This window comes from Pseudofrankia sp. DC12, from assembly GCF_000966285.1.
In the GTDB taxonomy this organism is placed as follows: domain Bacteria; phylum Actinomycetota; class Actinomycetes; order Frankiales; family Frankiaceae; genus Pseudofrankia.
On sequence record NZ_KQ031391.1, the window covers coordinates 780,519 to 805,291 of the forward strand.

Here is a 24,773-nt window from a genome sequence, read left to right on the forward strand (position 1 = left end):
ACGACGTGGGACTCGAGCCCCACACGCCCGAGTCGGGCCTCGCCTGGCCTGACACCCCGCTGTCCCCGACGGAGACCTACCTCCTGGTCGCGATGCGAAGCGCCGCCGCAACCACGGCGTAGGACCCGGACGGTGCCGGGCGGGACTGGGCGCTGGGCTAGATCCTGACGGTGCCGGCGATCGTGGTGTGGGCGTCGCCGCCGACCCAGATGGTGCCGTCCTCGGCCTTCTCGACATGGACCCGGCCGCGGCGGCCGAGGGCGGTGCCCTGCGAGGCGACGTAGGACGTGGGCAGCACGTCGCCCGCGAGCCACTGGCCCAGGCTCGCGTTGAGGCTCCCGGTCACCGGGTCCTCGGTGATGCCCAGGTGCGGCGCGCAGAACGCCCGTACCTCGACGGCGCACTCGCCGCCTTCCGGGTAGGGCCCGACCACCCCGGTGTCCTGCTCGATCGCCGCGAAGTCGGGAGCCAGGGCGAGGACCTGGCGGGCGGAGGCCAGCCTCAGTCCGACCCAGCCGGGGCCGTTGTCGCACCATTTCGCGTCGACGACGTCGGCGGGCTCAATGCCGAGCGGAGCGGTCAGCCGGGCGAGAAGATCGTCGTCGACCGGACCGTCCCGCAGCAGCGGCGGCGCGGCGAACGCGAGCCGGCTGACTCCGCCGGGCACCGGGGTCGTGCCACCGGGCGGCGAGGCCGGCTGCGTTCCGCCGGCCGGGTCGGCTGCGAGCCGGCGCAGCGGCACCAGCCCGGCGGCGCACTCCTGGACGACGTACTCGCCGCGGGGCACGCCGCCGGCCTCCAGCCAGGCGTGGGCGCTGCCGATGGTCGGGTGCCCGGCGAACGGCAGCTCGCCGCCTGGAGTGAAGATCCGCAGCCGGTAGTCGGCCGTGGGAACGGTCGGCGTGAGCAGGAAGGTCGTCTCGCTCAGGTTGGTCCAGCGCGCGAACGTGGCCAGTTCCGCGTCGGTCAGCTCGCCTGCGTCATGCACCACCGCCACCGGGTTGCCCAGGAGCCGCTCGCGGGAGAACACATCGACCTGGCGGAAAGGCAGCATTGCCTCACGGTAGCGAGGCCGGGCCCGGCGTCGCACGGATCGGAGGAGGCCGCGTCCAGCGCGGCCGGCCTCGGCTGGAAACAGCAGGGCCGGTCCCGTACTGGCGGCACGGGACCGGCCGTCGGCCTGGAACCGGCCATCGGCACGGGACCGGCCATCGGCCTGGAACCGGCCGCTGTCGCGTGGCCAGGCCCGCTTCTGGGACCGGCCGATGTCGCCGGACCGGCGCCGCTCTCGACGGAGACCAATTTCAGGTTGGGGAACCGGTCGAACATCCGGGAGTACGCGCTGTTGAGCAGCAGCCGGGAATGGTTCTCATTGACGAAAGAAGGCCGTTGTCGCCACGATGGGCGACGTGCTGGCCGAGCCCATGGTGCGACGGACGAAGACAAGCGCGGTCGTCGTCGAGTACGTCCACCGCGAGATCTTCGACGGGCGGCTGCGCGCCGGCGACCGGGTCGACGTCGAACGGATCGGCGCTGCCCTCGACGTGAGCCCCACCCCGGTCCGCGAGGCCCTCGTCTGCTCGAACGCGACGGCCTGGTCGCGACCCGGGTGCACCGCGCGGCGTCCGTGCAGCATTTCGACGCCCGCACGCTGCGCGCGGACTTCCACGTCCTCGGCCTGCTCGGCGGCGTGGCGGCCGCGCGAGCCGCGATGAACCGTGACCCGGTCGTCCTCGCCCAACTGCGGGGCCTCCTCGATGAGCTGGCGGCCGGCGACCCCACGCCCGATCGAAGCCACGACCTGGCCGCCGAGATCGTCCGCGTCCAGCACGAGGCCGGCGCGACGCCCCGCCTGCTCGCCGAGCTGCGCGGGCTGGGCGGCTTCCTGGAGTGGGCGGCCCGTCAGAGCGACCGGCGCGGCCATAGCGACCTCGTCGACGCCCACCGGCGCGTCATCGACGCCATCGCCGCCGGCGAGACCAGCGGGCCTCCACGGCCAGGCTCGCGGATGCCCGGGCCGCCGCCGAAGCGCTGATCCGCGAGCTGACCCGGCGCGGCGTGCTGCGCGCCGACGGCACCAACGCCGCGACCCCCTGAGCTGATCCGCCGCCGGGCCCCACGGCCGCGGGGCGCGCGGCGCCGCCGGCCGGGCCGCGGCGGCTAGCGCAGGCGCGTGCCGCTGATGACGACCGCGATCACGTCCGCGGCGGCGATCGCCATCGCGACACGGAAGGCCTGGCGGTCGTTCGGCCGCAGGCCGAAGGCCACGGTCAGCGCGGCCACGGCGACCAGCACGGCCACCCGCCAGGCGCTGACGCCCGCGGGGCCGAGCAGGGCGACGACCGAGCCCGCCACGAGCAGCAGCACGGCCGACCAGCGCGCCCCACCGACTCCGACGCGGTGCGGCAGCCCCTGAATCCCGGTCCACTCGTCCGTCGCCAGGTCGGGCAGCGTGTTCGCGAAGTGCGCGCCGCACCCGAGCAGGGCCCCGGCGAGCGGCAGCCACCAGGGCGGCAGCGGGTGGCCCGCCAGCCCGAGCACGACGAAGGTGGGCAGCAGCCCGAACGAGACCGCATAGGGCAGCACCGACAGCGGCGTGGCCTTGAGCCCGAGGTTGTACGCCCAGGCGCTCGCGACCGCCGCGAGGTGGGCCCAGCCCGCCGGTGAGCCCGACCAGAAGGAAAGCGGCACGCACGCGAGGAACGCGCCCGCGGCGCCGCGGGCGACCAGCGCGGGCCGCACGCCGCCGGCGACGATCGGCTTCTCGGCCCGCCCGCCGGTCTCGTCCCGCCGACGGTCGATGAAGTCGTTGCTCCAGCCGACCGACAGCTGGCCCGCCAGGACCGCCGCGGCGACCGCCACCACACCCACGGCGGCCCGCCCGACGGAGATCGCCAGCGCCGTGGCGAACAACGTCACCGCGACGGTCGGCTCCGGATGACAGGCCCGCACCAGCGCGCCGAACCGCCTCATAGCCGCAAGCGTCGCAGACCGCCCCGGCCCACATAACCCAGTCCCCGCGGACAGACGGTCCCGCGTCAGGCGCGCCCGCCCGTGCCCAGGATGCCGGTCGCCGATCTGGCCCTGGCGTGGTCGTGATCAGGGCGTGCCTGAAACCACCCGAAGGCCAAGACGACGGTCACCCGCACGAAGGTGACGGTGCGCGACCGGGCCCCAAAGGGACCAGCGGTCTGGCGTCCCGGCGACCTGCGGCGGCGTGGCTGGTGGCTGGACGGCGGGGACCGGCGTCAGCCGGCCTGGCCGGTCACCGGCCGGTTACGGTAGCGCTCGACCAGCTCACGGGCGCCGGGCTGCATCCGCACTGGCGGGAGACCGCGCGCGAGCAGCAGGAGGTCGTCGCGGACCATCTCGCCGATCTCCCGGAACGCGGCCGGAATGCCGCCGGCCCGATGCCCGGACAGCACGAGTCCGTCGAGCGCCCGGGCCGGATGGTCCAGAGCGAGTGGTTCCTCGGGCCAGACGTCGACCGCCGCCATCAGGTGACCTCCCGCCACACGTTCGAGCAGGGCCTCGTAATCGACCACCGGGGCTCGGCTGACCAGGACGAGCCGGGCGCCGAGCGGCGCCAGGGCCAGCTCGGCGGCCCCGAGCAGGTGCCTGTTCTCCGTTGTCGCCGCCGCGAGCACGAACAGGAACTGGCTCCGGCTCACCGTCTCGTCCAGGCTCGCCGGCGCCAGGCCGCGCTCGCGCAGCACCGAGGCCGGCAGCCACGGGTCGTACACCCGAATCGTCGGTCGGAACGGAGCGAGCAGCGGGTGCAGCGCACGTCCCAGGCTGCCGAACCCGAGGAGGCCGATATCGGCGCCGCGCAGCAGCACTCCCCTCGACCCGCCGTACGTCACCCGGCCCTCCTCGCCTGCCCGGAAGGCCCGGTCCTCCCGGCTGATGCCGCGGGCAAGGTCGAGCGCGAGCCCGAGGGCGTACTCGGCGACCGGTTGCGCGAACGCCGGGCCGGCGGACAGGACGTGGATCCCTCGCTCGAAACAGGCCCGGTAGTCGACGTTCGGCAGGAAGTTGCCCTCGACGTTGAGCACCGCCCGCAGCCGGGGCGCCCGCGCGATCCGCTCCCTTGGCAGCGCCGGCTGCCCCACGATCGCGAACACCTCCGGCAGTGCCACGTCGAGCAGCTCCTCGTCCGCGACGCGATCGATCCCCGGGAGATCGACGATCTGGAAGACCTGATCCAGCTCGGCGCGCGCAGCGGCGTCGAACAGCTCGTCGTGGCGACGCGGCGCGGGCCGCAGCACGACGATCGGCCGCCCGCCCGAGCCGGCCGGAGCCCCGGTCCCGAGACCGAGACCGCCGGCCCCCGCCACGTCCACCAGACGATCTTTCATCTCACTCCGTCTTTCATCTCACTCCGTATCTGTCATGACGGGCTGGCCACCAATGGTCGCTCGCACGCCGGGTTTGATGGAGACCGTCAGGCCACGAGGAGCAGCCGAGGATGAAGATCCTGGTCGTCAAGCTGGGTTCGAGCTCTGTCACGCGCGCGAGCGGCCCGGACCCCCGGCTGCTCACGAACACGCTCGATTCCGCTCTGGAGGCGCACGGCCTCGGCTGGGGTGTCGTGATCGTCTCGTCCGGGGCCGTGTCGTCCGGCACGGCCCATCTGGCCAGGACCGGGGTACCGGAGTTCAGCGGCCGGCTCGCGGCGGCGGTCGGGCAGCCCTATCTGCTCGCGATCTACCGGTCCGTCGCCGACATGTCCGGGCGCAACGTCGCGCAGATCCTGCTGGCCGACCAGGACCTGCGCAATCCGCGCAAGATGGCCGTCATCGCACAGGTGCTGCGTGAGTCCGTCGAGAACGGCGTCATCCCGATCGTCAACGGGAACGACGCGACCGACGAGGCCGCCTCGGACAACGACGCGATCGCGGCCGGTGTCGCGGTGATGACGGGCGCGGACAAGCTCCTGCTGCTCACGGACGTGGACGGGGTCTACGAGCACTCGCCGGCGGTCGACGGGGCGCCGATCCCCGAGATCAATGCCCATGAGATCCATGAGGTGACCACCTACCGCGGCGGCACCGGACGGGGCGGCATGCGCTCCAAGGTCCGGGCCGCCGAGCTGGCCGCCCACAACGGGATCGAAACCATGATCGCCAGCGCGCGCCGACCGAGCGCGGTCATCGACTTCATCAAGGACGAACCGCGTGGGACGCGGGTGCGGCCGACCAACAAAAGGTTCGACGCCGACAGGCGGTGGATCGCCGGCGTGGCGGTCAGTCACGGCGCGCTCGTCGTGAACCTCGCGGCCGAGACCGGCATCGGCTGGGGGTCGAGCCTGTTCGCCTCCGGGATCAAACGGGTCCGCGGCACCTTCCGGCCCGGCGACGTGGTGGACATCGTCAGCCCGCAGGGACGGCTGCTCGGGCGTGGGGTCTCCCGGACCTCGGCGCTGCTCGTGGAGCTGGTCCGCTCCATGAGCATCGAGGAGATCGCCCTGGTCCTGGTTGGCGTACTGCGCCGGTTCGCCGATGCCGGGACCCAGCTCGCCGCGACGAGCCCGGCGCGACCGGTCGTCCGCAACGCTCTGGCGAGGCTGGACCGCATGAGCCGCGAGAACATCCGGACGCTCGCGATCGAGATCCTCACGCTCTATCCCTCGGCGGCCGTGGCGGCGGTGCTGCCGAACGGGCAGCGGACCGCGTCGGACCGGCTTCTCGAGCGATTCGTCCACCTCGTCGGCGATCTCAGCTTCGTCGACCGCTCCCGTCTGGTGGTCTACCACCCCTTCCCGCCCAGCCCGGCGACCGACTGATCTGTGTGCCGGCGGCCGGTCCGGTGGTCAGCGGCGGGCGGCGTAGATCCGGCGGACGACGTCCTCGATGTCAGGTTCCTCGACGGTGAAGTCGAGGACCTCGGCCCGCTCGGCGACCGCCGCGAAGACCCTGGCGGCGGTGGTCGCCTCCGCGTCGAACGCGAGCCGCTGGCGCAGGCCGTGCGCCTCGCTGGACAGATGGCGGGTCGCGGGGATCCCGGCCAGATCCGGCGATGGCTCTGAGAGGTCGAGGACGAGTACCCGCTCGGCGCCGGTGGTCCGCCCGAGGCCAGCCAGGTCACCGTCGTACGCCAGCCGGCCGCGGTCGATGACGAGAACCCGGTCGCACAGCCGCTCGACGTCGCCCATGTCGTGGGTGGTCAGCAGCAGCGTCGTACCGTGGGTGCGCCGTTCGGCGATGAGGAACTCCCGCAGCCGCTGCTTGGACAGGACGTCGAGGCCGATCGTGGGCTCGTCGAGGATGACCAGCCGGGGAGCGTGCAGCAGCGCGGCCGCGACCTCGGCACGCATCCGCTGGCCCAGGGAGAGCTGACGGACCGGGGTGGCGAGGAAGTCGGCCAGCTCCAGGCACTCGACCAGCTCGTCGGTCCGGGCCCGCTCGGTAGCGGCGGTCAGGCTGTGGATGGCGGCCAGGATGCGGAACGACTCGCGCGCCGGAAGGTCCCACCACAGCTGGGACCGCTGCCCGAACACGACCCCCAAAGGCTGTGCCGGCACGACCGCGTGCATGCCGTTGCGCCACCCTGACCACGGCCGGTCGCGCCCGTTCTCCCGCCGCTCGGCAACAACAACAGGTGGCGGTGTCGACTCACCTTCAGCAAAGGCGGCCGACACCTCCGCCAGCGCGCCGTCCATGATCATGATTGGCCGGGCCGCCCTGGGCTAAGCTGTGCACTCTAGGTACCCCGACATCACCGGTGAAGCGGGCCTGGCGAAGGCTGTGGCTGATGTCAGACTGCGATGGTCACATCGTTCCTTGGAGAGGACACCGTAAGTGGCGCGAACGCTAGTGCGTGATCTGGCCGCGCACATCAACCAGTCTGTGACGATTTATGGCTGGGTCGATACCGCGCGTCTGCAGCGAAGCGGCGGCATCAAACGGTCGTAGCGACGCCCCGATAGGATGATCGCGATGGTGTCGAGGGGCTGGATGGTGGATGGGCGTACGGGAGCGGTTGACGGTGGAGGACCGCGAGGTCATCTCGCGGGAGTTGAGTCAGGAGCGTTCGGCTCGGTATATCGCCGCTGTGCTCGGTCGTCATCATTCGGGGATCTCCCGGGAGATCGAGCGTAACGGCGGTGCCGCGGCGTATCGGGCGGTGGATGCGCAGGCACGGTGTGATCTGATGTGCGCCCGCCCGAAGGAACGGAAACTCGTCGCGTCGAAGGAGCTGCACGACGCGGTGAACACCGGCCTGGTCGAGAAGTGGTCGCCGAAGCAGATCAGCGAGAGACTGCGCACGGACTTTCCCGACGACGAGAGCATGCGCGTGAGCCACGAAACAATCTACGAGTGCCTCTACCTCCAGGCGCGCGGCGAGCTGCGGACGGAACTGAAGATCGCGCTGCGTAAGGGCCGGGCCAGGCGGGTCAACCGGTCGCGCAGCACCCTGACCAGGGGCGGGATCGTCGGCATGGTCAACATCAGCGAGCGGCCGAAGGAGGCCGAGGACCGCGCCGTCCCCGGTTTCTGGGAGGGCGACCTGATCATCGGGAAGGGCAACGAGTCGCAGATCGCCACGCTGGTCGAGCGCACGACCCGGTTCGTGATGTTGGTGCGAATACCGTACGACCGTAACGCCGACAAGGTCGCCTACCTGCTGGGCAAGAAGATGGAGACCCTGCCCGAGTTCATGCGGAACTCGGTGACCTGGGACCAGGGAAAGGAGATGGCCCGGCACGCCGATTTCACCGTCCGCACCGGTATTCCCGTGTATTTCTGCGACCCGCACTCACCGTGGCAGCGCGGCTCGAACGAGAACACCAACGGGTTGCTGCGCCAGTACTTCCCGAAGGGCACAGACCTGTCCTTGCACACGCAGGAAGAACTTGATATGGTGGCCACGCAGCTGAATGGGCGGCCACGGCAGACGCTCAAATGGGCGACGCCGCTCGAGGTCTTTACCGAGCTGCTGGAAAGTCATGTGTCGCCATGACCGCTTGATTCCGCCGTCCAGGGTGCCGGCGCGCAGGTAGACGGGCAGGTTGTCACAATGACCGACGGCCAGGTCGGCGACCGAGAAGGCCAGGTCGGCCAGGCCGAACACGAGCAGGATCTGGTGGAACTCCAGACCGCCGAGCCGGGTCACCGCGTGGAAGAGCACCCAGACCTCGGCCAGCTCGACCAACGCCGCCAGCAGCGAGCTCACCAGGTCGAGCGCGAAGTTCGACCGGTAGGACGTCTGGGACCGCACCCGGGAGGCGAGCACCATCCGATAGGGCCGTAGCCGGGTCCGCGGAAGGTCGGCTGTCTGCGCCGCAGCCACCCTGCACCTCCAGGCGGCGCCGGCCGGCCCGGGTCAGCACCTGGCCGAGTCCGGCGACGCCGACCAGCCAGCCGACCTGTACCGCGAGCAGCCCCAGCGCGCCGGCGAGATCGACCCGACCCGCGAGGACGTCGATGGGGTACATCATCATCGACGGGAACGGCGTGGCCTCGGCGATGACCAACAGCCAGCGCGGAAACAGCCCGATGGGAACGAACAGCCCGGCCAGAAATCCCGAGATGACCATGTAGAAGACCTGCAGGCCCCGGGTCTCCACCAGCCAGAACCCAGCGACCCCGACCAGGTAGGCAGTCCCCACGGAGATCACGATCCCGAGCAGCAGGCTGCCGGCACCGAGTGGATAGGCCGCGAGCGAGCCCGGCGGCACCATGCCGACGAAGACGCCGATCACGAGCATCGGGATCCCGCGCGGAATCAGCGCGAACATGGATCGCCCGACCTCGGTCACGATCTCGGCGGCCCGCACGTCGAGCGGGCGCAGGAAGTCGACCGCGACCCGACCATCCTTGATCCGTTCGGCGATGTCCGTGCGGCCGTTGAGGTTGAGTGAGCCGAGCATCGCCTGGGAGAGCCAGATGTAGGTGCTCATCCGCCCGACGTCGTACCCGGCCAGCTCACCGCCTGCCGCGTGCACCGTCGCGACGAGCACCGCCACCTTCAGCAGGCCGAACGTCGCGTTCGCCACCACCCCGCCGACCGCCGCGAGCCGATAGGTGGACTGGCGCCGGAACCCGGCCCCCAGTAACCGCCAGTAGACCCGAGCAATCCCACGCATTGGACGCCAAAGGCTATGTGTCGCCGCAAGTCTTGTGCAACTCCGGCAACCACCCAGGCCGTGCCGGAACCCCGGCGCTCACCCGGCCGTCGCTCCCGTCGGGGTTCACTGGGCGATGCGCTGACCTCGATCCGGCACGGGAGACCAGGCCCGGGCAAGCTCGGCGAGCACGGCCTGGGCGTGCCGGAGCTGGCCGAGCTCGTAGGCCCGGGCCTCCCCCGGCGTCACCCCGCCGCCGTGCAGCCCGGTGAGGGGTACGGGCTCCAGCGCGAGCAGCGCGATGATCGCGCGCCGGTACTCGGCCAGCAGTCTGGCCCGTTCGCCGGCCGCGACGTCCGCGTGCTGGGTGTCGCCCTGAGCAGGGCCAGCCGGCCCGGACGGGGGCGCGGCGACGGGACGGCCACGTCGGTCCGGCCCGGCGGGCCCGGTCGCGCCGCCGGCCACCGGGCACTCGCCCACTCGCGGTGGGCCGGGCACGGCGACGGGACGGCGCCCGCCCCAGGCCGGGCCCGCACCGGCGGCCAGCCCGGCGCCGGCAAGCGGGGTACGGCTGGCGGGGTCGGCCGGGCAGCCGGTGTCGAAGACGATCGGGCTGATGACGTGGCGGCCGAGCTCATGTCGGTACACAAAGGCGGCGGCGGCCTCGGCGGACTCGAACGCGACGATCACCCTCGCGGCCTCGGGTTGATCGTCCTCGGCGAGGGCGACGACGGCGAACAGCTGGTCTGGCGGGCTCAGCTGGTACCTCCCTCAGGTCATCAGGCGCGCGGGCCCAGGCTCGCCCGCCGCGGGCTGGACGCGGCGGGCTGGTGCGAGGTTCCGCGTTGCCCAGAAGTGCATTGCTTCGGAGTACGGCGAAGGGCGGAGCGGGCGGTCGGCGGGGATGACGGCCGGTACCGGCGCGGCGCGGGTCGGCGCGGGCCAGCAAAGGGCTTCACCGCGCGCGGCCGACCGTGCCAGAAGTGCCCTCTGGCGGCCGCGCGGACGACTGCCGGACCCATCGGCGCAGCCCCGGCCCCACCTCGTCGCTCGGCGAGCCCAGACCAGGCTCGCGGGCGCCGCAGATCCCAAACCATGCCGAATGTTCGGAGCCCCGGCGGGACGGCACTCCAAAGCACCCGGACGACCGGCCGGATATATTGTTCTGCCTGGCTGCTCTGCGCCAAAAGATTGGACGCAGAAAGGCGCGATATGTCGGGACGACCGCAGGCCGGCGAAAACGCGCGTCCGGGTGGGCCCGCGTCCTCGGGCGCGACACGCGCCAGTCACTGTATGTCTCGGTTACTTCACGCTCTGGGTACCACGGTCTTAGCTGCTCGCTACCTCTACATGCTATCCGGCTCGGCTATCCAGCGCATTCGTTGCCCGGCCCGCCAGTTGCCTGGCGTGTTGGCGTGTTAGTCAATCAGCAAGCTAGCCACTCGGCACATCAGTTCACCGGCGCCGCGGCAGCCCCACGCCTCAGTTGTCGCACCTAAGCCGCCTGGCAGCTATGCCGCCCAGACGCTCAGTCAGGCGACAGCAAGCCGCCGACACTGTGCGGCCGCCCAGCAGGATGCTGGCACATGAACAGCACCGTTGGGTTCACCCGGTCAAGCGGGCACAGGCCGGGGCCGAGGCCGGCTCACAGGTCGACGACCGGCGGCTCGGTGCTCCACGGAAAGTTGATCCACCGGTCGGTCCGCCGCCACACGTACTGGCACTTCACCAGGGAACGCGGCTTCTCGTAGATGACCGCCGTACGCACCTCGGCCACCTGGTCCTGGATGAAGTCCTGTACAAGCTCGATGGTCTTGCCGGTGTCCGCGACGTCGTCGGCGATCAGCACCTTCTTCGCCGAGAAGTCCACCGTGCTGGGCACCGGTGGCAGCATCACCGGCATATCCAGGGTCGCACCTACTCCGTTGTAGAACTCGACGTTCATCACGTGCAGGTTCTTCACCGCCAGTGCGTAGCCGAGCGCGCCGGCCACGAACAGGCCACCCCGCGCGATCGCCAGGATCAGGTCCGGCCGGTACCCGTCGGCGGCCACCGTCCGGGCCAGCTGCCGCGAGGCGTCGCCGAAGGTTCGCCAGTCGAGAATCTCCCGATCGTCCACCATGCGACCGAACAGTACCGTTCCAGCCACCCCGGCCGAACAGCCCTGGGGCAAGGGTCGCCAGACCGGCGCGAACCCGGCCGGGATCCCCATCGGCCGCGAACGATCGCCTTCAGCGGCCAGGACGGCTGCTCGCCAGGACGGCGGCAGCGGGGCCGGGAAGCCGGTCCGCACAGACCGGTTCCCCGCTGGTCTGACGGCTCGCCCCCGCCGCGGCCAAGCGCGTCACCTCCAAGGCCAGGGGCACCACGCCGGGCACCTCCGCCATCTCCCATCGAGTCCTGCCTCGTGGTGGCTGTACCAGGCGATCTCGCGACCACCGCGTAGGACTCGATGGCGCTGTGCCGCAATGCGCGATGGCATTCACCATTCCCAGGCACCACGGCGCGGCGCCATCACGCGAGCATCCCGCATGACCGCGGACAGGCCGCGGACATCGGACCGCCGGCCGCGGCGGAACTATCGGCCGAGCGGCCTGGGCCGGCAACACGATTCACCGGGACCTGTTTCGGCTGTGTCGCTGCGACAGTCGATCGCCCGCCCATGTGAGGCTCGGCGCGAATATCGACCGCCGGAGCTCGCCGTGGCGGACACCATCAATGTTTCTACGCAATTCGAAGGGGTGTGGAGGGAATGCGACCGGCAAGATTTGCGACCGCCGTTGGCGGAGTACTTCTGGCCTGCGGGACGATCATCCCGCTCGCGACGCCCGCGCTCGCCGCCGGATCGCCGGTAGGGCTGGACAGCTGGCCCAGGACCGTGCCCGGCGCGGGAGCGTCGTCGCTGGGATGGCCGTATGACACCGGCTGGCCCATCGGTCAGACCGGGCTGGACACCTCGTCCACGGCCTGGCCGTACAGCACGGCCTGGCCCAGCGGCGTGACCGGCACGGACCCGTCGTCGACGTGGCCGTACGCCTCGAGCTGGCCGAGCAGCCAGACCGCCACGGACCCGTCATCCACGACCTGGCCGTACACCAGCTGGCCCACCGCCCAGACCGGCACGGACCCGTCGACCACGACCTGGCCGTACAGCAACTGGCCCACCGGCCAGACCGGCACGGACCCGGCATCCACCTCGTGGCCGTACAACACAGGCTGGCCCACCGACCCGACCGCGATGGATCCGGCCTCGACACAGTGGCCCTACGGCACCGGCTGGCCCACCAGCCAGACCGGCACCGGCACACCGGCGACTGACCCGACGAACACCGGCTCGACCGAGACCGACTCAACCGGCACTGACCCGACGGACACGGGCTCGACGGGCACGTCGACGGATCAGACAGACACGAGCGTCCCGTCGTCGAACTCCAGCGACTCGTCCACGGACCAGACCGACCCGGAGGCGCCCACCTCCAGCATGGCCGGCGGCCCGACCGACCAGAGCGACCCGACCGGCCAGGCCCTGCCCTGGTCAGGCCTGCCAGGCTGGCTCTCCGGCCAGGGGGACCCGGCTACCTCGTTCTGGAACCCGATGAGCTGGCTGCGAAACATCCAGCAGTGGTTCTAGCCGTTGGCGGGCCGGCCCTGGCCGGCCGGCCCGCACCACGGCCGCCCACTCGCGACGAACCGCCTCACAGCGGCAGCGCCGGGACCGCGCAGGCGCTCAGGACCGCGCAGGACGGCCAGTGGGCTGGCGGCGGCGGCGCAGCAGCCGGTGCGCACAGTCGAGGATGTAGGTGCGCAGCTCGGCGTCGGCGATGCCCGCCGCCCCGCCCGAGCCGACGCTCTTGAGGCCGGCGAGGAACAGGTTGGCGGCCACGACCTGGCCGGGATCGGGGCCCGGGCCGACGAGCGCTTCGACGAGCCGCTCGCCCAGCGGGGCGAGCAAGGGGTCGGTAGCGAGGATCTGCGCCACGGCGAGGTCGCCCTCGAGGATCGCGTAGAGCCGCCGGTTGCGGATCAGCAGGTCGACGAGGCCGACGAGCAGCAACTCGGTCCGCACGGCCTGGGACCGCTCCCGCTCGGCGTCCTCGACGACCGTCGCGAGCTCCGCGAGCGCGGGCCGCACGACGGCGAGGACGATGTCCCGCTTGGCCTTGAAGTGGTAGTACACGGCGGCCTTCGTGACACCCAGGCGATCCGCGATCATCTGGAGCGAGGTGCCGCTGACGCCGCGTTCCGCGAACAGGTCGAGGGCCGCGGCCACCACCTTCTCGCGGCCGGCGCCGGCGCGGTGCGTCGTGGCGTCCAGCTGCGTGGTCATCGCGTTCCCCCTCGCTCACCACCGCGGATCGGCTGGCGGGCCATGGCGGAAGGCCGGACCGATGCGCGCCTCCGCTGTCGTGTCACCGGTCACGGCAGCCTACGTGACGAGGGCCACCGGCCTCAGGCGAGCGCGGAACGCCGCGGACCGGGCATTTGATCCCGCCTCCGAGTGTTAGCCGAACGACAAGGCAGATCCTAGCCGGTCGGCTGGTCAACTCCTAGTCGATCGGCTAGCGTTGGGCGGGACGAAGGACTACTACCCACCGGCTGTTCGCCGCCGACCCGAGGAGACATCCGTTGGCCACCTACCTGTACCGGCTAGGGCGAGCGGCGTACCGGCGCCGGCGCCTGGTGGTCGCGCTGTGGGTCCTGCTTCTCGCCCTCGCGGGGGTCGGCGCCGCGACGCTGTCCGGGCCCACCTCGGACGCGCTGTCCATCCCGGGGACCGAGTCCCAGAAGGCCATCGACCTGCTCAACGAGCGGATGCCCGGCGCCGGCGCGGACACCGCCGCGGCCCGGGTCGTCTTCACCGTCCCGGCTGGCTCGACCGGCACGCTGGCCGAGCCCACCCGGCAGCGGGCGATCGAGCACGCGGTCCAAGAGCTGTCCCACGCGCCGCAGGTCGGCCGGGTCACCGACCCGTTCACGGCCGTCGGCGGGAAGTGGGCGGCCGTGTCCCCCGACGGCCGGACCGCCTACGCGAGAGTGAGCTACACCGTCCAGCAGCGCGACGTCACCGACGCCGCCCGCAACGCGCTGTTCGCGGCGGCCGGCCCGGTGCGGGCAGCCGGCGTCGGCGTCGAGTTCGGCGGCACGGCCACGCAGGGCTCGGCGGCCCAGAGCGCGACCGAGGTGATCGGCATCGCCGTCGCCGCGGTCGTCCTGCTGGTCACGTTCGGGTCGTTCGTCGCCGCCGGCCTGCCACTGCTGACCGCACTGCTGGGCGTGGCGATCGGCGTCTGCGGGATCGCGATCGCCACCGGGTTCCTGCACCTGAGCGCCAGCACGTCGACGCTCGCCCTGATGATCGGCCTGGCCGTCGGCATCGACTACGCCCTGTTCATCACCTCGCGGTTCCGCGACGAGCTCGCGGCGGGTCAGGACGGTGAGCAGGCCGCCGGGCGCGCGGCCGGCACCGCCGGGTCGGCCGTGGTCTTCGCCGGCCTCACCGTCGTCATCGCGCTGGCCGCGCTCACGGTGGCGGGCATTCCCTTCCTCACCGAGATGGGGCTCGCCGCCGCGGCGACCGTCGCCGTCGCCGTCGCGATCGCGCTGACCCTGCTGCCGGCCGTCTTCGGGTTCGCGGGCCGGCGGCTCGCGCCCGCACAGCCGGCGAACGACACGACGAAGGGCACCCGGCGGCGCGGGCGCCACCTGTCCCGCCGTTTCGCCGGCCTGCGGTCCCGGGACCCGGAGACCGACGGAAACCGGCCGACGATGGGCGAGAGGTGGGCCCGGCTCGCGGTACGGCACCGTGGCTGGGTGGTCGCGACCGCGGTACTCGCGCTCGGGCTCGTCGCGGCCCCGGTCACCAGCCTGCGCCTCGGCCTGCCCGACGACAGCACGGCGGCGCCGGCCAGCACCCAGCGGGTCGCCTACGACCAGCTCAGCTCCGGTTTCGGCGCCGGGTTCAACGGGCCGCTGCTGCTCGTCGTCGACCTGACCCACGCCGGCGACCGCACCGCGGCCGTGGCCCAGGTGGCCGCGACCATCCGAGCGCTGCCGGACGTCACGTCGGTCGGGCCCGCGAGCTTCGACGCGGCGCGGGACACGGCGACGTTCTCCGTCACCCCCGGCAGCGGTCCCAGCGAGGCCGCGACCGAGCACCTGGTGCACAACATCCGGGCGCAGGCCGGCACGCTCGCGGCCACCACCGGGGCCATCACCATGGTGACGGGAGCGACCGCGGTCAACATCGACATCTCCGAGAAGCTCTCGGCCGCGCTCATCCCCTACCTCACGGTGGTCGTCGGCCTCGCCTTCGTGCTGCTCCTGCTGGTCTTTCGCAGCGTCCTGGTACCGCTCAAGGCGACCCTCGGGTTCCTGCTGAGCGTGGTCGCGACGTTTGGCGCCGTCGTCGCCGTCTTCCAGTGGGGCTGGCTGAAGGACCTGTTCGGGGTCAGCTCCACCGGCCCGATCGTGAGCATGCTGCCGATCTTCCTCGTCGGCGTCCTGTTCGGTCTCGCCATGGACTACGAGGTCTTCCTGGTCACCAGGATGCGTGAGGAGTACATGCACGGGCGAGGCCCGGACGACGCGGTGACCCTGGGCTTCCGGCACGGCGCCCGGGTCGTGACGGCGGCCGCGATCATCATGATCAGCGTGTTCGCCGGCTTCATCCTGTCCAGCGAGGCGATCATCCAGTCCATCGGCTTCGCGCTCGCCTTCGGTGTGCTCGTCGACGCCTTCGTGGTCCGGATGACCCTCGTGCCGGCCGTGATGGCGCTGCTCGGCCGGCGCGCCTGGTGGCTGCCACGCTGGCTGGACCGGCTGCTGCCGGACATCGACGTCGAGGGCAAGCGTCTGGTCGGCGTGACGGGACCCGCCACCGCGGGGGTCGACCAGCCGTCCGGGGCCGCCGGGCCGCACGGGCGCGCCGCCCAGGCCGACGGCACCGCCCAAGAGCCGGCGGGGCCTGGGACCGACGCGGGGCTGCCCAGCCAGCGGCGGGCCAGCAGCGGGGTCACGGCCGGGTAGCCCGGGCGGGCGCCAGGCGCCGGTGGCGTGTGACCTGTCACGCCGCCGGCAATACTGGCCCGGAGGGGGGGCCGCCCATGCGATCCAGCAACGTCGACCCCGGGAGTCTGGACACGCAGGAGGTTCGCCCGATTTCGGAGGGTGCATTCCGAATGGTGGCGGCCGGCGTCGCGGCGCTGATCGTGCTGGCCTTCGTGCCGCTGCTGTTGGACGGACAGCAGCGGCTGATCGCCCAGGCGGTCTCGGTGGCGGCGTCCAGCCTCGCCGCGGCGGTGATCGCCGGCGTGGGCGTGGTCCGCACCAGGGGCGCCGATCAGCGCTGGCGGCTGCTGACCTGGGTGACGCTGGTGTGCCAGCTCGGCGCAGCCGCCGACTGGATCGGCCACTATTCGGTACACCATCTCCGGCGGGTCGCGCTAGGCCCGGCCGACATCCTCTATCTGGTGCCCTTCCTTATCCTCTCCGTCGCGCTGCTGCTGATCCCGATGGAGCCGGACCGCGACAAGCGGGGCCTGGCCCGCGATCCCGGCAGCCGGCCGCGGTACTCGAACGCTCTCGTCGCGCTGGACGGCCTGGTGGTCGTGGTCTCCACGCTGTTGATCATCTGGACCACCACGCTCAGCAGGATCGTCGCCAGCGACGTCGGCGGGATGGCGTTCTTCCTCGCCATGGCCCTCCCACTGTGGGGAATGCTCATCGTGGTGCTGGCGCTGCTGCTGGCGGCCTTCCGCCGGCCGCGCAACGGGCGGTCGATGGCACTGCTCATCGCGGGGCTCGCCGTGCTGGTCGCCCCGGACACCGCCGTGGTCGCCCTGACCCTCGGCAGTACGGAGAGCCTCGCGCGGACGGCACCCTACTGGATCGGCGTGGCCGTCGGACTGCCCCTGGTCGCGCTGGCGGTCGTCGTTCCGGAGCGCCGCGGACGGGCCGGTGACGAGGAGAGCACCGCGACGACGCCGTTGCGGCGAGGCCTGGCCTGGCCCTGGGCCCATGTCTACGTGCCGTACCTCCCGCTCGGCGCCGCCGCGCTGCTCATCGTCGGGCTGGCGGTCAGCGGAACGGCGCTCGGCGGCGCCTCCCTCTACCTGGCCCTGCTGCTGGCGACGCTGGTCACGCTCCGCCAGCTTGTCACGATGGCCGAGAACGTCCGGCTGCTTGCCACCCTGCAGACGGCGCACGAGCGGCTGCGCTACCAGGCGTTCCATGACCAGCTCACCAGCCTGCCGAACCGCGCGCTGTTCACCGGCGAGCTCGAGCGCGCCGTCGAGGCCCACCGCGCCGACCGGCGGGCGGTGACCGTGCTGTTCTGCGACCTCGACGGCTTCAAGAACATCAACGACACCCTGGGGCACGCCGCCGGCGACGACCTGCTGCGGGCCGTCGCCGGCCGGCTGCACGGCGCGGTCCGGGACAAGGACCTCGCGGCCCGGCTCGGCGGCGACGAGTTCGCCGTCCTGCTCACCGACCTGGCCGGCGCGGGCGAACCGCGGATCGCCGGCGAGCGCACCGGACAGCGGATCCTCGCCGCCATGCGCCAGCCGTTCACCGTCCGCGGGAACCGGCGCCTTTTGCGGATCAGCATCGGCCTCGCGGTCGCCGACAGCCAGGAGCCAGTGGACGACGCCGAGCAGCTGCTCCACCGCGCGGACACCGCGATGTACACCGCGAAGCACGGCCACCATGGCGGTCTCGTCCTGTCGCGTGGCGGCAGGACCGTGGCCACGAGCGGGCCGTCGCTCACGCTCAGGCTGGCCACCGATGCCACGGCCGGTGAGCTCGCCGTCTGCTACCAGCCGATCAGCAGCCTCTGCGACGGCCAGGACTTCGGGGTCGAGGCGCTGCTGTGCAGGGTGCGGCCCTCCGGGTACCCCATGCCGGCCCACGAGCTGCTCACTGCCGCCGAGCGGGACGGCTCCATCGACGAGCTGAACACCCATCTGCTCGAACGGGCCTGCCGAGATCTGCCCGCGGTCCGCGACCGCCTGGGGGCCCCGGTCCGGATGCACGTCAACGTGTCCCCGAGCCGGGTGGGCAACCGGGAGCTCGCGGATCACGTCGAGCGCGCGCTGCGCCGCCACGGCCTGGACGCCGCCGCGCTGGTCCTGGAGGTCGCAGGCACCGCCCACATCCCGGACCTGGCCGCCGCCGGGACGACGCTGCGCCAGCTCGCCGACGCCGGCGTCGACGTCGCGCTGGACGAGGTCGGCGTCGCCGACACGTCGCTCGCCGCGCTCTACCAGCTGCCGGTCCGCCTCCTGAAACTGGACGCGATCCTGTCCGCCGACCTGGTGGCCCCGCGGCGGGCGCACTGGCCCAGCCTGCCGTGTGCCCGCGCCGCCGTCATCGACTTCGCCATCGCGACCGGGCTGAAGGTGGGCGCCGGCGGCATCGAGATGTCCTCGCAGCTGGACGCCCTGCGCGCGGCCGGCTGCGGCTTCGGGCAGGGCAGCCTGATCGGGCCGCCGCAGACGCTGGAGCTCCTGACGGCCACGCGTGCTCGCTGGCACCCAGCCCCAGACGGGCGCGGCGCCGGGCGGTCGGCCCAGGCCCGGGCCTGGGAGACAGAACGACCGGGCCGCCGCGGCCGCGCGCCGCCGCGACGCTGCCAGCTCGCGGCGCCAGCCCCTGCGCGCCGGACCGTCCCGTCGATACTCACGGCCGGGCCTGTGGGAGCCGGGCCTGTGGGAGCCGGGCCTGTAGGAGCCGGCTTGACACCACCTGCCCCGGCCTGCGCCACCCCTCGTAGACTGTCCCCGGCCACCAGAGACAGCGGGGGTGTCGCCTGTGCGCCGGCTTGGTTCCCAGTACGTCCTGCACACGCCGTTGGGCCGGGGCGCCAGTGGCGAGGTCTGGCGTGGCAGCCGTGAGGCGGACGGCAGCCCGGTCGCCGTCAAGATCTTACGCGCGGAGCTCACCGAGGACGCCGACGTCGTCGACCGGTTCCTGCGCGAACGCCGGGTGCTGCTCGGCTTCGAGCACCCGCACCTCGTCAGGGTCCGCGACCTGGTCGCCGAGGGTGGCACCCTGGCGATCGTCATGGACCTGGTCGAGGGCACCGACCTGCGCCGCTACCTGCGCGCGTCCGGGCCGCTCGACCCGGTGGCCGCGGTCACGCTGACCGACCAGGTGCTGGACGCGCTCACCGTCGTGCACGGCCAGGGCGTGGTCCACCGGGACGTCAAGCCGGAGAACATCCTCGTCGACACGACCGACCCGGGCCGCCCCCAGGCGATGCTCACCGACTTCGGGATCGCCAGGCTCACCTACGGCGCCGCGATCACCCGGCGCACCGGCCTGATCGGTACCCCGCGGTACATGGCCCCGGAGCTGTCCGGGCAGACGCGGGCCACCCCCGCCGCCGACCTGTACAGCCTCGGCATCGTCCTCTACGAGCTGCTCAGCGGCCGGGCGCCTTTCGACGCCGACCACCCGGTCGCGATCCTGCGGGCACACCTGGAGCAGGCGCCCGAGCCGCTCGACGGCCTGCCCGGGACGCTGTGGCCGACGCTCGCGCGGCTGCTCGCCAAGTCGCCGGCCGACCGCCCGGCGACGGCCGGCGACGCCCGCGCCGAGCTCACGACCGCGCTCACCGCGACCCCCAGCCCCGGCCGCGCCGCCTCCGCGGCCGACCCGGCCGCGAGATCCGCCCCGCGGCGCGACACGGCGGTGCAGGACACCCCCGGCCTGACACCCCAGCACGACGAGACGATCCTCTCGCCCCGGCCCGACGGGTTCCCGCCGCCGCTCGGCGAGGTCACGTCGCGGACCGAGTTCGCGTCGATGGCACCCGCGGCCCTCGACGCCGAGGCCGGCCCCGCGGCCGCGCGGCGACCCGGCCCGAAGCGCCCCGCCCGGCTGACCGCGGTCGCGGTCGTCGCGGCGGCCGTCCTGCTCACCGCCGGTTCGTGGGCCCTCGCGGCGGCCGTCGGCAGCCGCCACGGCTCGGGCGGCACCACTCCCCTTGCCGCCACGCGCGCCGCCACGACGAGCCCGCCGACGGCGGCCTCGGCTGGCGCCGCGGTGCCAGCCGTTGGGCCGAGCGCCTCGGTCGCCGCCAGTCCCACCGACCGGCCCAACGACGCGCCGGCCGCCGGCGCCTCAGCGCCCGGCCAGGTCCAGCCGGCCGACGACAGCCGCGCCACCGTGCCCGACGTGCGCAAGCTGGCCCTCGACCAGGCGGCGGCCACCCTGAAACAGGCCGGGTTCGACAACATTCCCTACCTGTACGGCTGCTACTCGGACAGCCCCGCCGGCACCGTCGTCCGCCAGGATCCGGCGTCCGGCGCCCGCGCGGCGCGCACCGACCCCGTCCACCTCTACCTGGAGGCGAACAACTGCGGGACGGTGCCCGACGTCCGCGGCCTGACGCTCGACGGCGCGGCCGCCGCCCTCAAGGCCCGCGGCCTCAGCAACATCCCGTACGTCTACGAGTGCCTGGGCTCAACGGACCTCGGCGTCGTCGTCCGCCAGTCCCCCGCCCCCGGCACCACCCAGACAGCCACCGACCCGGTCAACCTGGAGCTCCAGGCCAACGACTGCTGACCCCGGCCCGCCACCCGTGCCGGCGAGCACGAGACGCACGACCAGGTCGGCGTCGTCGGCGGTTGGCGGTGCCTGCCGGCTCAGGACGCGGTAGAGCAGGGAGCCGATCAGCACGCCCGCTATCGTCGCCACCGAGTCGGGCGCCGGCAGGCGCGCCATGGTGGCGGCCTCCGGGACCGGCTGGCTCGGCTCGGCCGGTCGGATCGTCGCCGCGCTGGACCGGCCGCTGCGGGCCCAGGCGGGCACGCTGACGGTCGGGGCGGCGGTCTCCACCGCCTACCCCGGCCCGCTGCGGACGGTCCGGGCCGCCGACCTGGCGATGTACGACGCCAAGCGGCACGGCCGGGTCCGCGTCGCCCTCGGCGGCGCGGACGGGTCCGTCCGGCCGATCGACGCCGCGGCCCGGCCGGCCGGCGACGAGCCCGAGAATCCGGGCGACGACCCGGATGAGCCCGACAAAGCCGGCGAGCGTCCCGGGGCCAACTGAACGTTTGAGTGAGCGGGGCCAGCGGGCGGGCATAACGGTGACGCGGGCCGGCTGGCCGCCGATTGGCCGTCAACCTCCGAGGAAATCAACAACAGCTCCCGTCGCATTCGGGACAACACGATATCGAGGACATTCAGGAAAAGGCCGCCTCGGCCCGACGGGCCGCTCGGGAAGAAATGGGCATGAGGACGATGGATTCTGATATCTCGCCGCGGCCCACCGAAGGCTCGGGCACGGAGCAGAGCGTGCTGGCCCTGCTTTCCGTGGCGCGCCACCGGCTCGGCATGGAGGTCTCCTGGCTGGACCGGCGGACCCAGGACCACGGCCTCGTCACCGACCTCGTCGACGCCCCAGGCCCGCCGCCCGGAATCATCCCCGGGTTCGCCGACTGCTCACCCGGGACGACCGCCGGGAACGCGATGCACCACCGCGAGCCCTTCGTCGTCGCGATGGCCGACCGGTGCGCCTGGCCGGACGTGCGGGAGCTGGCCAGCCGCAACGGCGCGCGTGCGTATGCCGGCGCCCCGGTGGTGCTGTGCAACGGCTCGGTCTACGGGATCCTCGGCTGCGCCAGCCGGTCGCACCTGCCCGTCCCGCGTGACCGTGACGCGCATCTTCTCGCCCTGCTCGCCGGTGTCCTCGCCGACTGCCTGTGGCCAAGCCCCGCGACCGCCCAGACCCGGGACCAGGTGTGGCTGCGGGTCCAGACGCTGATAGACGACGGCGGCCCGGACATCGTCTACCAGCCGGTCTACGACGTCATCGACGGCTCCGTCGCGGTCGTCGAGGCGCTCTCCCGCTTCCCGGCCGGCTCCGGCGGTCCCGAGCAATGGTTCCTCGACGCCGAGTCGGTCGGCCTCGGCCGCGAGCTGGAGACGGCCGCCGTCCGCAACGCCCTGCGCGTGCTGCCCGACCTGCCGGCGCCGGCGGTGCTGTCGGTCAACGCCTCCCCGTCCGTGATCACCTCGCGCGGCCTGGCCGACCTGTTCGCGGCCGTCCCCGCCGGGCACCTGGCCGTCGAGGTGACCGAGCACGCCCGCATCGACGACTACGCCACGGTCCGCACGATCCGGGAGGAGCTGCGCGGCCAGGGCATCCGGATCGCCCTGGACGACTTCGGCGCCGGCTACTGCGGCCTGCAGCGGATGCTGGAGCTGCGGCCGGACTACGTCAAGATCGACCGGGCGCTGATCTCCAGGATCGACGTCGACCCCGCGTACGAGGTGCTGGCCCGCGCGGTGGTCACGCTGAGCCGGGAGATCGGGGCGTTGGTCATCGCCGAGGGGATCGAGACCGCGGCACAGCTCGACCGCGTCTCCAGGGTCGGCATCCGGTACGCGCAGGGCTTCCACCTGGCCCGGCCGTCACCTCGGCTGGTCCTCGCCAGCCGGTGAGTCCTAGGGGTTCCCGGCGGGCTCGACCAGGATCTTCGCGCCCGCGTTGGCGTGGGCCAGGTCGTCGTACGCCTCGTTCACGTGGTCGAGGCGGACCCGGCGGGCCAGCAGCGGCGACGGGTCCAGCTGGCCGTCGGCGAACGCGGCGACGACGGTGGGACGGCCGGCGGCGCCGCCGTGGCGGCAGCCGGTCCGTTGCGCCCGCCGAACGGCCGTCGATACGCTGTTACCTCTAGATGTTTCGGTCGAGTCGACGGTGGGTGGCGGCGTTCCGATGCGGTTCAGCTTCGACGAGGGCCAGCTGGCGGTCCGCGACGCCGTGGGCGCGTTCGGCGCCGGCGCCGGGACCGGGGACGCGTCACCCGGGGATGCGTCCCCGGGGACGCGTCACCCGAGAGCGCCGCGGTGGACGAGGCCGCCCAGGCCGCCAGCACGGCCAAGCTGCTGGCTGGCGAGGCCGGCCTCGCCGGGGGCCGGGCCGCCGTGCAGATCCTCGGCGGGATGGGCTTCACCTGGGAGATGCTTCCCCACTACTTCCTCAAGCGGGCCTGGGTGCTGGAGCACCAGTTCGGCACCACGTCGTGGCACGCCGCCCGGCTCGCCGAGTCCCTGGCGGCCGAGATCGCGGCGCCATGATCGTGAGTGCGGCCGGCGCCGGCGTCTGCATCGATCGTCTCAAGGAGCAGAACGTGACGGGTCTCGTCAGTCGTACCGCCGCGGCGACCGGAGCGGGGTCCCGCTGATGGGCGACCCGAATCCCGCGCTCAGCGGCCGCCTCGGCCAGGTGTTCGCACTGGACCCGGCGGCTCCCGCGGTCGAGTTCGAGCGTCACTGGCACAGCTGGGGCGAGCTGGCCGCCACCGCGGACGCGGTCGAGCCGCACGTGGCGGCCGGCGAGCGCGTCGCGCTGCTGCTGCGCAACCGGCCCGCCCAGCTCGGCCTGCTGCTCGGCCTGCTGCGGGCCGGGGCCTGCGTCGTCGCGGCCAGCCCGGGACGCGGCGTCGACCGGGTCCGCGCCGACCTCGACGGCCTCGCCGTCGCGACCGTCGCGGGCGCACCCGAGGACCTTGAGACCTTCGCCCCTCGGGTGCGCTGGTTCGCCAGCGGCGCCCTCGGCACCGTCAGCGTCACCGGCGGGCCCGCGGCGACGGCTGAGGCGGACCTGCGCCCCGGCGTCGCCGTCGAGATGCTCACCAGCGGCACGACCGGGCCGCCCAAGCGAGTGCCGCTGAGCTACGAGACGTTCGCCCGCGTGCTCGCCGGCGCCAAGCACTACGAGCGCGGCACCGACACCCGGGTCCGGCTGCGCACCGGGGCCGTCATCGTCAACGCGCCGCTGGTGCATCTCGGCGGCCTGTTCCGGGTGCTGCAGTGCGTCAACGACGGCCGGGCGTTCTGCCTGCTCGAACGGTTCCGCGTCGACGAGTGGCTGGACGCGGTCCGCCGCCACCGGCCGGCGACCGTCAGCCTGGTGCCGGCCGCGCTGCGGATGGTCCTCGACGCAGGCCTCGACCGCGCCGACCTCGCCTCGGTCCGCTCGGTCATCTCCGGCACCGCGCCGCTGGCGCCCGAGGACGCCGACGCCTTCCAGGAGCGGTACGGCATACCGGTGCTGACCTCCTATGCCGCGACCGAGTTCGGCGGCGGGGTCGCCGGCTGGAACCTCGCCGACCACGAGCGGTACTGGGCGACCAAGCGCGGCAGCGTCGGGCGGGCGCACGCGGGCTGCCGGCTGCGCGTCGTCGACGCCGACACCGGGGCCGAGCTCGGGCCCGGCTCCCCCGGCCTGCTGGAGATCCAGGCGCACCAGCTCGGCGACGGCGCCGGGTGGGTCCGGACCACCGACCTCGCCCGCCTCGACGCCGACGGCTTCCTGTGGATTCTCGGGCGCGCCGACCAGGCCATCATCCGCGGCGGCTTCAAGGTGCACCCGGGCGACGTCCGGGCGGCGCTCGAACGCGACCCCCGGGTGCGCGGCGCCGCCGTGGTCGCCCGGCCCGACCCCCGGCTCGGTGCCGTCCCGGTCGCCGCGGTCGAGCTGCGCCCCGGGGCGGGTGCGGTCAGCGCGGACGAGCTGCTCGCCCAGGCAGCGACCGTGCTCGCCCGCTACGAGCTGCCCGACGAGCTGCGCATCCTCGACGCGCTGCCGCGGACCCCGTCCGGCAAGCCCGACCTCGGCGCGGTCCACGCCCTGTTCACCACGCACGGCTGAGGGCCTGGCGGGCCTGGCGGACCGCGCCTCGGCGCCGGGGCCGGG

General features: G+C 73.0%; 19 protein-coding genes and 1 pseudogene. 11 read left to right on the forward strand and 9 right to left on the reverse strand.

Features of this window, described 5'->3' with window-relative positions; genetic code table 11:
* Positions 1-157 precede the first annotated feature (157 nt).
* Entirely contained in the window at positions 158-1,054 is an 897-nt protein-coding gene (locus tag FRADC12_RS03100; protein WP_045875471.1) for a PhzF family phenazine biosynthesis protein, read from the reverse strand.
* A 370-nt stretch (positions 1,055-1,424) separates the two neighbouring features.
* On the opposite strand from FRADC12_RS03100, the pseudogene FRADC12_RS03105 reads away from it, so the two are divergent.
* Positions 1,425-2,097, forward strand: a pseudogene (locus FRADC12_RS03105) (GntR family transcriptional regulator).
* Positions 2,098-2,160: 63 nt separating this feature from the next.
* Here FRADC12_RS03105 and FRADC12_RS03110 read toward each other — a convergent pair.
* Positions 2,161-2,973, reverse strand: a complete 813-nt coding sequence (locus FRADC12_RS03110; RefSeq protein ID WP_045875472.1) for a UbiA family prenyltransferase — start codon at positions 2,971-2,973, stop codon at positions 2,161-2,163.
* 275 nt (positions 2,974-3,248) lie between these two features.
* Positions 3,249-4,343: an NAD(P)-dependent oxidoreductase gene (locus FRADC12_RS03115; RefSeq protein ID WP_232303580.1), complete on the reverse strand. Its 1,095-nt coding sequence runs from the start codon at positions 4,341-4,343 to the stop codon at positions 3,249-3,251.
* Between the two features lie 125 nt (positions 4,344-4,468).
* Between FRADC12_RS03115 and proB the strand changes: the two genes are divergently transcribed.
* Complete coding sequence (gene proB, locus FRADC12_RS03120) at positions 4,469-5,785, forward strand: glutamate 5-kinase (protein WP_045875473.1); 1,317 nt, start codon at positions 4,469-4,471, stop codon at positions 5,783-5,785.
* A 27-nt stretch (positions 5,786-5,812) separates the two neighbouring features.
* On the opposite strand, the gene FRADC12_RS03125 is transcribed toward proB, so the two are convergent.
* Positions 5,813-6,535, reverse strand: coding sequence for an ATP-binding cassette domain-containing protein (locus FRADC12_RS03125; RefSeq protein ID WP_232303581.1), 723 nt, complete (start codon positions 6,533-6,535; stop codon positions 5,813-5,815).
* Positions 6,536-6,963: 428 nt separating this feature from the next.
* Between FRADC12_RS03125 and FRADC12_RS03130 the strand changes: the two genes are divergently transcribed.
* On the forward strand, positions 6,964-7,962 hold the full coding sequence (locus FRADC12_RS03130) for an IS30 family transposase (RefSeq protein ID WP_045875474.1): 999 nt from the start codon (positions 6,964-6,966) through the stop codon (positions 7,960-7,962).
* Positions 7,963-8,014: 52 nt separating this feature from the next.
* On the opposite strand, the gene FRADC12_RS03135 is transcribed toward FRADC12_RS03130, so the two are convergent.
* From FRADC12_RS03135 to FRADC12_RS03150, 4 genes are all read right to left on the reverse strand, one after another.
* The gene (locus FRADC12_RS03135; RefSeq protein ID WP_232303582.1) at positions 8,015-9,088 is read right to left on the reverse strand and encodes an ABC transporter permease; all 1,074 of its coding nucleotides are present in this window, start codon (positions 9,086-9,088) and stop codon (positions 8,015-8,017) included.
* 105 nt (positions 9,089-9,193) lie between these two features.
* Positions 9,194-9,757: a hypothetical protein gene (locus FRADC12_RS03140; RefSeq protein ID WP_045875475.1), complete on the reverse strand. Its 564-nt coding sequence runs from the start codon at positions 9,755-9,757 to the stop codon at positions 9,194-9,196.
* 955 nt (positions 9,758-10,712) lie between these two features.
* Entirely contained in the window at positions 10,713-11,189 is a 477-nt protein-coding gene (locus FRADC12_RS03145) for a phosphoribosyltransferase (protein ID WP_045879024.1), read from the reverse strand.
* Between the two features lie 815 nt (positions 11,190-12,004).
* Positions 12,005-12,247: a hypothetical protein gene (locus FRADC12_RS03150; protein ID WP_198152760.1), complete on the reverse strand. Its 243-nt coding sequence runs from the start codon at positions 12,245-12,247 to the stop codon at positions 12,005-12,007.
* A 58-nt stretch (positions 12,248-12,305) separates the two neighbouring features.
* On the opposite strand from FRADC12_RS03150, the gene FRADC12_RS03155 reads away from it, so the two are divergent.
* Entirely contained in the window at positions 12,306-12,698 is a 393-nt protein-coding gene (locus FRADC12_RS03155; RefSeq protein ID WP_045875477.1) for a hypothetical protein, read from the forward strand.
* A 96-nt stretch (positions 12,699-12,794) separates the two neighbouring features.
* Here FRADC12_RS03155 and FRADC12_RS03160 read toward each other — a convergent pair whose 3' ends face one another.
* A complete protein-coding gene (locus FRADC12_RS03160) occupies positions 12,795-13,394 on the reverse strand; it encodes a TetR/AcrR family transcriptional regulator (protein WP_045875478.1) in 600 nt (199 codons plus the stop codon).
* Between the two features lie 299 nt (positions 13,395-13,693).
* Between FRADC12_RS03160 and FRADC12_RS03165 the strand changes: the two genes are divergently transcribed.
* From FRADC12_RS03165 to FRADC12_RS03195, 7 genes are all read left to right on the forward strand, one after another.
* Complete coding sequence (locus tag FRADC12_RS03165) at positions 13,694-16,093, forward strand: MMPL family transporter (protein ID WP_045875479.1); 2,400 nt, start codon at positions 13,694-13,696, stop codon at positions 16,091-16,093.
* Positions 16,094-16,245: 152 nt separating this feature from the next.
* Positions 16,246-18,960, forward strand: a complete 2,715-nt coding sequence (locus tag FRADC12_RS03170) for a putative bifunctional diguanylate cyclase/phosphodiesterase (protein ID WP_045875480.1) — start codon at positions 16,246-16,248, stop codon at positions 18,958-18,960.
* Complete coding sequence (locus tag FRADC12_RS03175) at positions 18,878-20,635, forward strand: serine/threonine-protein kinase (protein WP_045875481.1); 1,758 nt, start codon at positions 18,878-18,880, stop codon at positions 20,633-20,635. The genes FRADC12_RS03170 and FRADC12_RS03175 overlap by 83 nt, the downstream gene beginning before the upstream one ends.
* Before the next feature lie 160 nt (positions 20,636-20,795).
* Positions 20,796-21,122 carry a GGDEF domain-containing protein gene (locus FRADC12_RS32750; RefSeq protein ID WP_084010419.1) on the forward strand — a complete coding sequence of 109 codons (327 nt, stop codon included), beginning with the start codon at positions 20,796-20,798 and terminating at the stop codon, positions 21,120-21,122.
* Between the two features lie 182 nt (positions 21,123-21,304).
* Positions 21,305-22,516 carry an EAL domain-containing protein gene (locus FRADC12_RS03185; protein WP_198152761.1) on the forward strand — a complete coding sequence of 404 codons (1,212 nt, stop codon included), beginning with the start codon at positions 21,305-21,307 and terminating at the stop codon, positions 22,514-22,516.
* Positions 22,517-22,921: 405 nt separating this feature from the next.
* Positions 22,922-23,152 carry an acyl-CoA dehydrogenase family protein gene (locus tag FRADC12_RS32755; protein ID WP_045875483.1) on the forward strand — a complete coding sequence of 77 codons (231 nt, stop codon included), beginning with the start codon at positions 22,922-22,924 and terminating at the stop codon, positions 23,150-23,152.
* A 106-nt stretch (positions 23,153-23,258) separates the two neighbouring features.
* A complete protein-coding gene (locus FRADC12_RS03195; RefSeq protein WP_045875484.1) occupies positions 23,259-24,728 on the forward strand; it encodes a class I adenylate-forming enzyme family protein in 1,470 nt (489 codons plus the stop codon).
* The last annotated feature ends 45 nt before the right edge of the window (positions 24,729-24,773 follow it).

Coding starts and splice junctions, on each gene's coding strand:
- FRADC12_RS03100 (WP_045875471.1), bottom strand. CDS start 1,054: ATGCTGCCTTTCCGCCAGGTCGATGTGTTCTCCCGCGAGCGGCTCCTG.
- FRADC12_RS03110 (WP_045875472.1), bottom strand. CDS start 2,973: ATGAGGCGGTTCGGCGCGCTGGTGCGGGCCTGTCATCCGGAGCCGACC.
- proB (WP_045875473.1), top strand. CDS start 4,469: ATGAAGATCCTGGTCGTCAAGCTGGGTTCGAGCTCTGTCACGCGCGCG.
- FRADC12_RS03125 (WP_232303581.1), bottom strand. CDS start 6,535: ATGCACGCGGTCGTGCCGGCACAGCCTTTGGGGGTCGTGTTCGGGCAG.
- FRADC12_RS03130 (WP_045875474.1), top strand. CDS start 6,964: ATGGGCGTACGGGAGCGGTTGACGGTGGAGGACCGCGAGGTCATCTCG.
- FRADC12_RS03135 (WP_232303582.1), bottom strand. CDS start 9,088: ATGCGTGGGATTGCTCGGGTCTACTGGCGGTTACTGGGGGCCGGGTTC.
- FRADC12_RS03145 (WP_045879024.1), bottom strand. CDS start 11,189: ATGGTGGACGATCGGGAGATTCTCGACTGGCGAACCTTCGGCGACGCC.
- FRADC12_RS03155 (WP_045875477.1), top strand. CDS start 12,306: ATGGATCCGGCCTCGACACAGTGGCCCTACGGCACCGGCTGGCCCACC.
- FRADC12_RS03160 (WP_045875478.1), bottom strand. CDS start 13,394: ATGACCACGCAGCTGGACGCCACGACGCACCGCGCCGGCGCCGGCCGC.
- FRADC12_RS03170 (WP_045875480.1), top strand. CDS start 16,246: ATGGTGGCGGCCGGCGTCGCGGCGCTGATCGTGCTGGCCTTCGTGCCG.
- FRADC12_RS03185 (WP_198152761.1), top strand. CDS start 21,305: ATGAGGACGATGGATTCTGATATCTCGCCGCGGCCCACCGAAGGCTCG.
- FRADC12_RS03195 (WP_045875484.1), top strand. CDS start 23,259: ATGGGCGACCCGAATCCCGCGCTCAGCGGCCGCCTCGGCCAGGTGTTC.